This is a genomic window from Scytonema sp. NUACC21 (assembly GCF_054684315.1).
In genome coordinates, this window is sequence record NZ_BAAFZH010000008.1 from 1 (window position 1) to 9,069 (window position 9,069).

Sequence of the window (9,069 nt, forward strand, 5' to 3'; positions counted from 1 at the left end):
CAACTATTTGACGAGATGTTCGATAGGTTTAACCTTTCGGCAAGGGTTGTGGCCAAGCAAGCTGGAGTTTCAGAAGTGCTAATCTCTAGATTTCGTAAGGGAAAGGCTGACTTGGGCACTGGAAAGTTTCTAGCTTTGCTAGGGGTTGTACCTATGGAAGCACGGGAGTGGTATTTGTCTCAGTTGCTTGGTGCAAAGCCAGGAGTGAGCCTGCGAATGCTTGTATCGTCCGCGTCTCCTGTAGAAAGAGTGGAAATCATTAATTTAATTGCCCATTCTCTCTTAGAAGACCGTAAAAATACCGGAGCAAGTGAATTGATGTCATCAATAATTACCGTTTGTGACAGTTAGGGTGCGGAATGGGGGATAGAAAGGTCGTTCTATGAAGCGGGTAAGGCGTTGAGGGAGTTGCGCGATTGCAGGCTCTACAGAAGCACGCACAAAACTTTCGAGGAGTTCCCTGTTAAGCGTTGCCTTCTTGTTAAACTGACACAATTAAGGTTGACTTTTAAGCCAATATATGGGTTCAAGCCCTTGATTGATTTTGCTCATCCATGAGCTTCTATCAAAAAAGCGCATGGCTTTCAATCATTATTTAAAACATTTAACTGAAAATTGTTATTATTCCAATAAAGTTTTGAGACATTTTTTTTAGCTTAAACCAAAATTCATTCCACGTCTGACACGAAGTGCCGCGTGGGATGAATTTTGGGGCAATGACGAATTGACCCCCGACCTATGTTTCCCGGTAACGCGGGAGTGGGGTCGATGAGGAATTGCCAATCTCCGGGGTTGGTAACGAGTCAATGAAGTCTTCCAGTATTTGAGTCATTGTCTTATCCTTCCAAGCTGAGTATAGCCGCAACTGGCTATAGGTGTAAAGGCAGTAATGTCATAGCCGAGTAGTACTAATAACCCGTAAGCTTATGTATCGATACCGTCCCGAGTAATCGGGACGGGTCAGCTTTGTTTACCTTATCTTATCGCAGTGTGTTAAGACATTAGTCTCGTTAGTTTCGAGACGGTTTTGCTTGTTGCAGTGTTGGTATGCCAACCACTGACAAGACTAACCAACCTCTTAAGGTGGTTATTGCGTCGGGGCTCACCTCTTCCCATTCCGAACAGAGAAGTTAAGCCCGACAGCGCAGATGGTACTGCATAACTGTGGGAGAGTATGTCGCCGCCTTGTTTTTTGAAAGACCTTTACAGTAATGTAAAGGTCTTTTTGTTTTTATGATAAATTGTGAATGATAGATTATAAATGATTGGTTGCCCATTGGCAAGTTTTTTTTTGGGGGGGAATGCGATAGGATTACTTGCCTGGTAAATTTTAACTAGGGTTGTAAAAGCGCAATCACCCGCGTGAGGGACAGCAGTGGAAAGCCCACAGCGAAGGGCAACGGAGCGAGGACTTGCAACGGATTGCCCGACCCGGAGGGGCACGCTCGAGGAATTATTTTGAATTATGAATTATGAATTATGAGTTATGAATTATGACTTGTGAAAAAGCTGAAAAGTACATTTACAATACTCTATTGTAGCAATTCTAAGACTCGTTCAAGAGCCATACCGCGGCTTCCTTTAATCAGTACTAAAGCAGGGGGATCCGTTTTGAATTGGGCTTTGAATGCGTCAAAATCAGGGTAAAAGTGAAGGTTATTTTGTGACGTTTTAACGCGATTAAACCAATTTCCGATAAAATGACAAACTAGATCCGAAGCTTCAGGAATTAGTTTTCAGGTAGTTTTTCTCTCAGGAAATTTCGGATCTGAGGTACTCGTTCACGTGCTAAATTTCCTTGCCAAGGAGTGTTAGCGTAATCGTGCCAAGAACGGGACGAAGGAGGTACAGCAGCAGGCAAACAGAAACACCGAGCAGCATTAGGTGTAGAACGCTTGAAGATTACGTCATAGCGGTCGCCTGCACCAATACCTGAGCAACTAATTTGAACTGAGTAAGGGAAGTCTTTTTCTAATGCCCAGAAGACTTCTGGCTCTATGCCTCGATCTTCAATGTAGCTTAAAAGTTGCTTCATTTCACCTACAGTTTCTGGTAACTCATCATTTGCTAACCACTGCACGAGTTGAAAGTCTACCATCGTGCGGGCATTCGGTACACCAGTAAGACCTAAAAATTGGGGTGCAGTTTCTTCTAGGATGCGCCGGACTGAGGAAAGGGTTAGCCCTTCTTTGTTCCAATCCAGCCAGGGTATCTCCGCTGTCGGAACTGGTTTATCGTCCACATGGAGAATTACATCGTAACGAAATTTAGTTAATTCATTTTGGGAACAACCGCGCTCTAGCAAAATATCAACATGACTAATTTTCGGTAGGTGCTGTTTGAGCGCAGTAAAGAAAGCGGGGTCGATTACTAATTGTTTTTCCTCAAACAACTGTTTTTGAACACGCTGTTGTAAGGTTTCTTTAGAAAAAGTTTCTGGTGCGCGATAAAATTGAACTGAGGCGTGGAATGCTTTTAATAGGGGCAGACTGCGAATATCTCCCAGAAAAATGAAACCTCCTGGTTCTACAGCATTGACTGCCTTTTCTAGAACCTGAAACAAATAGTCAATGCTTGGAAAGTACTGAGCCACAGAGACAATCAATACCGCATCAAAGCTATTCCTTTACAAAAAGACTTGCATCATCTTCTGGCAGATTTAACCAGCCGCGAACGCGATGTCATTTTGATGCGGTTTGGTTTATCTGACGGTCATCCTTACTCCCTAGCAGAAATTGGTCGTGCTCTTGATTTATCACGGGAACGGGTACGTCAAATTGAGTCCAAAGCGTTGCAAAAGCTGCGCCAACCCAAGCGCCGTAACATGATCCGCGATTACTTAGAGTCCTTAAGTTAGTCGTTGCTCATCACTCCCCAGTCATTTGTCATAAAACTTATTACAAAGGACAATGGACAAAGGACAAATGACTACCAAATCCCCGTTCCTATATTTTCTGAGTAGGTTGTAGCTAATGATTTGCATTTAAGCCCATTTAAACTTTCCAATTCTTTTCTAAATATCTTCTGAACGGGGATCGTTGCTCTAGTTAAATGCTCATCAACGTTTCACGATTGTTATTGAGCATTTAACAAACATTCTCAATAAGCAGGTTTTATTGCAAATTAGTCCGAACTTTTGCTATATTCGCAACTAATAGCCTTTATTGAGAAAAATAATTATGACTGTCTACTCAGCAACCGCACTCAAGGCAGAACTCAATGAACGTGGCTGGCGTCTGACACCCCAGCGCGAAACAATTCTACACATCTTTCAAGATCTTCCACAAGGGGAGCATCTCAGTGCTGAGGATCTCTATCAGAGGTTAGAAGTCAAAGGAGAGGGAATTAGCTTATCGACTATTTATCGCACTCTCAAACTGATGGCACGAATGGGCATCCTCCGAGAGTTAGAACTGGGAGAAGGACACAAACATTACGAACTCAACCAGCCCGATCCCCATCACCACCATCACCTAATCTGTGTGCGGTGTAATACCACTATCGAGTTCAAAAACGACACGAAAGGGAGGTGTCCTAGGCCTCTAGACGATGGGGGCGCTTTTGGCTCACCGTTGTGGCTCTCACTTTTATTAATTTAATGGGTTTCTCTTCTAATGTCAACATATTTTTGAAAAAAAATTTTTAGCTCGGAGCCAAGCTACCTCAAACCCTTTGTCGGCACGGTATGCTGGTCTAGTGAAGATGGGAATTGCCATAGCTTCGCTATCGCCCTCTCTGAACCAACGATACCATCAACCAACCTAAAGGGTGGCAATAGCAGAATTTTCTACAGTCATAGGAAAAAAGTTGGTGGCGATCGCCAGAACAAGATTAGAAAATGGGAAAGATAAACTATGTGCATCCACTCATTGCCTTAACGTAAATACATGAGTGAAATACTTTTACTCGTGGATAACTGTCACTACTGTTGTAATAGAATGCGAAAAATGCAGTACCATATCAGACTAAGTATTGAAAAAATACCTGAATTATCAAAACGTAATTGGAGTGATACTGCACCTACAAAACCGAATTATGACAACCCTTCAAAAGAGATTTTGAAATATATCGCTCAAAATCTACAACATGGAAGCATCATTTGAAATGACCCTGCAGATGGTGATTGCCGTCTTTGCAGGCATTAGCGCTCAAGTGCTGGCGGCATACCTGCGGGTACCCAGCATAGTCTTTTTATTGCTGTTGGGCATTCTGCTTGGCTCGGATGGTATTGGGCTATTGCATCCTCATATGCTAGGCACTGGGTTGGAAGTTATAGTCGCCCTAGCAACGGCAATTATTTTATTTGAAGGCGGGCTCAATTTGGATCTGCGAGAGTTAGGCAAAGTTTCAAGCAGCCTTCAGTTGCTTGTCACCCTTGGAACGCTCATCACGCTGCTTGGTGGTAGTATGGCAGCTCACTGGCTGGGTGAATAATTTATCCGCAGTATTCAATCATTTGACTCCAAATATGATCAAGGGCGCAACCAAGTGGCCAATGATGGAGTACCTTTTCCCAATTTTACCAATCAAGAAAATATGGGAAAAAATTTATTTTTAACGCCTCCACAGTTTAATGCTCAAGGGGTTCGCACCGGCGGAGGATTAGGTTGTGCTGGCTGTCATGCGGCACCTGAATTTGATATCGCGCCTAACAGTGGAAATAATGGCATTATTGGAACACTGGCAGGAAGCGGTATTGATATCCATGTTACCCGCGCCCCAAGTTTACGTGATTTAGTAAAAACCGATGGAACCGTCAACGGCCCCATGATGCATACCGGCATGATTAGCTCGCTTCAGGCTGCGATTGGACATTATGGCACCATAAATTTGGCACCGGGCAATACCAACCTTGACCCCAAACTGCGCCCCAACGGATTTGGACAACAACTCAACCTGAATCAACAAGAAGTGAATGCTGTAATCGCTTTTATGCGAACGTTGAGTGGTACCCAAGTATATACCGATGTAAAATGGTCCAATCCTTTTCCGAATTAAATTCGAAAACCAACAGAGGTATAAAATAAAAAATCCCGCTGCAAACGAGCGGGATTTTGTTTATGTAAGAAATGAGCTGATTAGCCCAATACCTCTTTTACTTTTTTACCAATTTCAGCAGGTGAATCCACCACGTGAATTCCACATTCTCTCATGATGGCTTTTTTAGCAGCAGCGGTATCATCAGAACCACCCACAATAGCACCAGCATGCCCCATAGTACGACCTTTAGGAGCCGTTTCACCCGCGATGAATCCTACAACGGGCTTGCGATTTCCATCGGCTTTAATCCAACGGGCTGCATCCCCTTCCAATTGACCACCGATTTCACCAATCATAATGATACAGCTGACCCCTTCAATGCCATTGAAGTGCTCTACCAACTGAGCTATAACCCCGTGTAATGCATTATTTATCATACCTAAAGATTGGATTGGTTGTCAACGGCTAATTGCTAATTGCTAAATATTGGCATTTGCCCTTAGCCGTTAATCACTAGCCGTAGGATGCTTGCAGCAAGTAACTCATGCAATGTCCCATGAGAAAATAAACGACTAACATGGCAGCTGCTGCCATAGCAACTAGCGTACCAGCGAGCATTAATGAAAATTCTTTATTTTCGTAAGCTTTTTCCATTAAATGTAACGACCAGGCTACTAGTGCTACATCAAAGACTAAAATAGGGATCAACATATCTATGTATATTAATTCTTGTTAACTTATATTAACATCGTTTCCAAGAACTGTGTTGAACTCCTCTGAGTGTGGATACAAAAGGGTTTGCTAGTTTGGCTTACATTCTGACTGGAACTGTGCGATCGCGCAAATAAGATTTTATCTCACCAACGCTTAATTGTCCGTAATGTAAAAGTGAGGCTAGTAATGCAGCTTCTGCTTTACCTTCCGTCACAGCCGCATGAATGTGTTCGCACGTACCCGCACCGCCAGATGCAATGACTGGAATTTCCACGACTTCGGCAATAGCGCGTGTTAATTCTATGTCATAACCCGCTTGAGTGCCATCGGCATCCATACTTGTAACCAGGAGTTCTCCCGCACCACGCTTTTCAGCTTCTTGCGCCCAAAATAAGGCATCGATACCAGTATTTTCTCGTCCACCCCTCACGTAGACATCCCAACCTGGATTGTTGGCATCTAACCGCCTTCTGGCATCAATTGCAACAACTATGCATTGATTGCCAAAGCGGTCACTTGCCCGATTAATAAAATCCGGATCGCGTACCGCCGCAGAATTAATACTAACCTCCATATTGCTTCAATATCCTTGCGTGTAAAAGGAGTACCATCGCCAAGGGTACTATTCCAATAAATATTACCGGGAGTATACCACTTTTGGAAAAATAAAAGTACTGGAAGCATCTTACTCCCTAATTTTATTACTAATGAACCAGAAGCTCTTGCTATAAACTTAAGGATTGGAGATGCTTCCATTTTATCTGAATTGACAGATGCTACTATATCACCAAGAAATTCCGGTGGTGTAATCCGCAGTGAGTGTTCATGTCTTGAGGAGTGATAGCTAGAAATTTGGTTAACCCAAAGTTCTTCCCCTGTGTGTGGGTGGCGACGAATACCTTCTACAGTGTTAGTAATCACCATGATATCGCCGTTACTTTCCCAACTACAGTTAAAACCCATTGCCTTACACCTTTCTTCGGCAATACGGGTATTTTCAGTTTCAAAAGTTTCACTCCAACCCATTATGTAATCATCACTTTCTTTCGGTAAGCGTCGGATATAGCGAAGACCGTGAGTACGTATGGCATCCACAAGTTGATTTGGTAACCGTTGCAAAACACCCCGACAATCGCAGATTGGTGTTTGTCCCCCTACCTCTGCTTTTTCTAAACAGAAAAAAAGTATTCGTTCGGGAGGATTATCAGTGTACCCCATTTCATTGTGAATAGGAAAGGTGATTGCTGGAGGGAATTCACTTGAATTGTATACTAAGCCTTTTATTGGTTGACGAGCTATAGTACCACCCATGTAATCCGTTGGGGTAGCGATCAACTGTGCTGCGACATCTGCAAAATCTTCAGCAGTTTTCAACGGAAAACCCCGCAGTAAAACGGCTCCATGCTCTGCAAATATTGAGTTGATTTTACTGACAGCATCTTTGTTTAAGAAATGCTCGCCAATCTCTTCAAAATTTAGTTGGAATGGAATAGTAGCCCTAGAACAAAGAGTGCAAGAACGCACCGCAGAATTAACCAAATCTCTACAAAGGTTACAACAAACCCAACTACAACTCATCCAAAGTGAGAAAATGTCTACCCTTGGACAACTTGTTGCAGGCATAGGTCATGAGATTAATAATCCAATTGGTTTTATTAGTGGAAATTGCTCTCATATTGAGAACTATATCAAGGATCTCCTGCGTTTGGTGAATCTGCAACAGCAAAAGATACCACACCCAGACCCGGAAATTGAAGAACTGATTGAAGAAATTGATTTAGAGTATATGGCTGAGGATCTACCAAAACTTCTGGGATCGATGCACCAGGGAATCGATCGCCTTAGGGACATCAGCCTATCTCTAAGAACCTTTGCTCGCTCCGATATTTCATCTAAGGTAGAGTTTCAAATTCACGAAGGAATCGATAGTACCTTAGTGCTATTAAAACATAGACTGAAAGACCAAGGAGACCGCCCTAAAATCGAGGTTGTTACACAATACGGTGACTTACCTCCAATTACTTGCTATCCCGGACAACTGAATCAGGTATTTATGAATATTATCGCCAATGCTATTGATGCATTTGATGACCTTCATCAAAATCGCTCACATCGGGAGATAGTTGCTGCTTGCGATAGTACCATTACGATTACTACAACGGTCGATCGCCAGCAAAAAACCGTTACAGTTTGCATTGAAGATAATGCCTTTGGTATGCCTCCTGAGGTGCAAGCTAGAATTTTTGAACCGTCTTTTACAACTAAGCCTGTGGGTAAGGGAACTGGGCTGGGATTAGCTATCAGCTACCAAATTATTGTCGATAGACACAATGGACATATCAAATGTTCGTCTACCTTTGGTAAGGGAACAAAGTTTATTATTACTCTGCCAATTTAGCTAAGTCGTCCTTAGTCATTTGTCATTGGTCATTTGTGTTGACCGGTTTCACTAAAGTAGTCTGGTGGAACCCCTGCCATCAATGCCGCTTCTCCTGTTTCTTCATGCAGGCAAAAGATGTCAGGATGGGACCAAACATCAGCGCTATCATGAGCTACATAAATGGGGATATCGCCAATAATCTGAATACCGCTCATGTTGGCGTAGGTTTTTAATTCAGACCATTGACGGAAAAATTCGTACTGCATGAATTTGTGGAAGAAAATTTCTGCAGTTAATTCTCTCCCAGCTCGATCTAATGCTTCTGGTTCGCGTTTTGCAAGTTCTGGCTGCCATTTATGCCAGCTGCTTCCCCCATGAGCGTCTTTTAGCGACATAAACAAGGCATAATCATCAAGCCAATAGGCTTTGCTGTCACAAAAACCTGCAAATTCCTTTTGCTGTATGGCAGTTGCCTTGTTTCTAAAATGCTCGCAGGCTTTCCTTAGCAGTTCGAGTTTAATAGGTATAACTTTATCGTAGTCTACCCTAGACGCCTCAAATGCTGGTAAATTAGCAAAGTCCTCCTCAGCTAATAAGCCCTGTTCCACCATTTTCTCAAGGCTAATGAGGAAGGGGTTACCAGCTAATGCTGAGTAACAAGCATAAGGTGAATTACCATAACCGGTCGGTCCCAAAGGCAAAACCTGCCAGAATTGCTGGCAACTGTCTCTCAAAAAATCAATAAAATGATAGGCTTCTAAGCCTAGATCCCCAATGCCAAATCGACCTGGAAATGAGGTGGGATGCAATAAAATACCACTGGATCTGGGAAAAGGCATACTCAACCTGTTGTTAACAAGATTGCGATCGCATCGACTTTACCACGGAACAGTTACTGGGGATGAATTATCTCAATTCACTTTAATTCCCCTTGGTCATTTGTCCTTTGTCCTTTGTTTAGCCACTTTCCACCAGCCTTAACAAAAATGTTTGAC

8 protein-coding genes, 1 rRNA gene and 4 pseudogenes are annotated in these 9,069 nt (G+C 42.9%); 7 read left to right on the plus strand and 6 right to left on the minus strand.

The features are described from left to right. Both ACYRY3_RS00380 and rrf read left to right on the plus strand, forming a co-directional pair. Positions 1–351, plus strand: a 351-nt coding sequence (locus tag ACYRY3_RS00380; protein WP_460199920.1) for an XRE family transcriptional regulator, incomplete at its 5' end; no start/stop codon positions are given. A gap of 728 nt (positions 352–1,079) precedes the next feature. Beyond that, a 5S ribosomal RNA gene (gene rrf / locus ACYRY3_RS00385) occupies positions 1,080–1,189 on the plus strand. A 540-nt stretch (positions 1,190–1,729) separates the two neighbouring features. Here rrf and ACYRY3_RS00390 read toward each other — a convergent pair. Continuing rightward, complete coding sequence (locus ACYRY3_RS00390; RefSeq protein WP_460199921.1) at positions 1,730–2,593, minus strand: hypothetical protein; 864 nt, start codon at positions 2,591–2,593, stop codon at positions 1,730–1,732. Between the two features lie 33 nt (positions 2,594–2,626). Between ACYRY3_RS00390 and ACYRY3_RS00395 the strand changes: the two are divergent. The 4 genes and pseudogenes from ACYRY3_RS00395 to ACYRY3_RS00410 all read left to right on the plus strand — a co-directional run. Further along, a pseudogene (locus tag ACYRY3_RS00395) lies at positions 2,627–2,857 on the plus strand (sigma-70 family RNA polymerase sigma factor); the annotation flags it as partial. A 322-nt stretch (positions 2,858–3,179) separates the two neighbouring features. After that, positions 3,180–3,599 carry a transcriptional repressor gene (locus tag ACYRY3_RS00400; RefSeq protein WP_460199922.1) on the plus strand — a complete coding sequence of 140 codons (420 nt, stop codon included), beginning with the start codon at positions 3,180–3,182 and terminating at the stop codon, positions 3,597–3,599. Between the two features lie 487 nt (positions 3,600–4,086). Next, a pseudogene (locus tag ACYRY3_RS00405) lies at positions 4,087–4,431 on the plus strand (cation:proton antiporter domain-containing protein); the annotation flags it as partial. Between the two features lie 57 nt (positions 4,432–4,488). Then, positions 4,489–4,998, plus strand: a complete 510-nt coding sequence (locus ACYRY3_RS00410) for a hypothetical protein (RefSeq protein WP_460199923.1) — start codon at positions 4,489–4,491, stop codon at positions 4,996–4,998. 80 nt (positions 4,999–5,078) lie between these two features. Here the strand turns inward: ACYRY3_RS00410 and ACYRY3_RS00415 are convergent, their stop codons facing one another. The 4 genes and pseudogenes from ACYRY3_RS00415 to ACYRY3_RS00430 form a co-directional block, all read right to left on the minus strand. Further along, the gene (locus ACYRY3_RS00415; protein WP_460199924.1) at positions 5,079–5,417 is read right to left on the minus strand and encodes a hypothetical protein; all 339 of its coding nucleotides are present in this window, start codon (positions 5,415–5,417) and stop codon (positions 5,079–5,081) included. Between the two features lie 76 nt (positions 5,418–5,493). Next, positions 5,494–5,691: a hypothetical protein gene (locus ACYRY3_RS00420; protein WP_460199925.1), complete on the minus strand. Its 198-nt coding sequence runs from the start codon at positions 5,689–5,691 to the stop codon at positions 5,494–5,496. A gap of 100 nt (positions 5,692–5,791) precedes the next feature. Next, positions 5,792–6,265: pseudogene (gene hisF / locus ACYRY3_RS00425) on the minus strand (imidazole glycerol phosphate synthase subunit HisF); the annotation flags it as partial. Beyond that, positions 6,184–7,317, minus strand: coding sequence for a TauD/TfdA family dioxygenase (locus tag ACYRY3_RS00430; protein WP_460199926.1), 1,134 nt, complete (start codon positions 7,315–7,317; stop codon positions 6,184–6,186). The pseudogene hisF and the gene ACYRY3_RS00430, both read right to left, overlap by 82 nt. On the opposite strand from ACYRY3_RS00430, the gene ACYRY3_RS00435 reads away from it, so the two are divergent. Then, on the plus strand, positions 7,205–8,092 hold the full coding sequence (locus tag ACYRY3_RS00435) for a sensor histidine kinase (protein WP_460199927.1): 888 nt from the start codon (positions 7,205–7,207) through the stop codon (positions 8,090–8,092). The two genes, ACYRY3_RS00430 and ACYRY3_RS00435, sit on opposite strands and share 113 nt — an antisense overlap. A gap of 38 nt (positions 8,093–8,130) precedes the next feature. On the opposite strand, the pseudogene malQ reads toward ACYRY3_RS00435, so the two are convergent. After that, a pseudogene (malQ, locus tag ACYRY3_RS00440) lies at positions 8,131–8,913 on the minus strand (4-alpha-glucanotransferase); the annotation flags it as partial. Positions 8,914–9,069 lie beyond the last annotated feature (156 nt).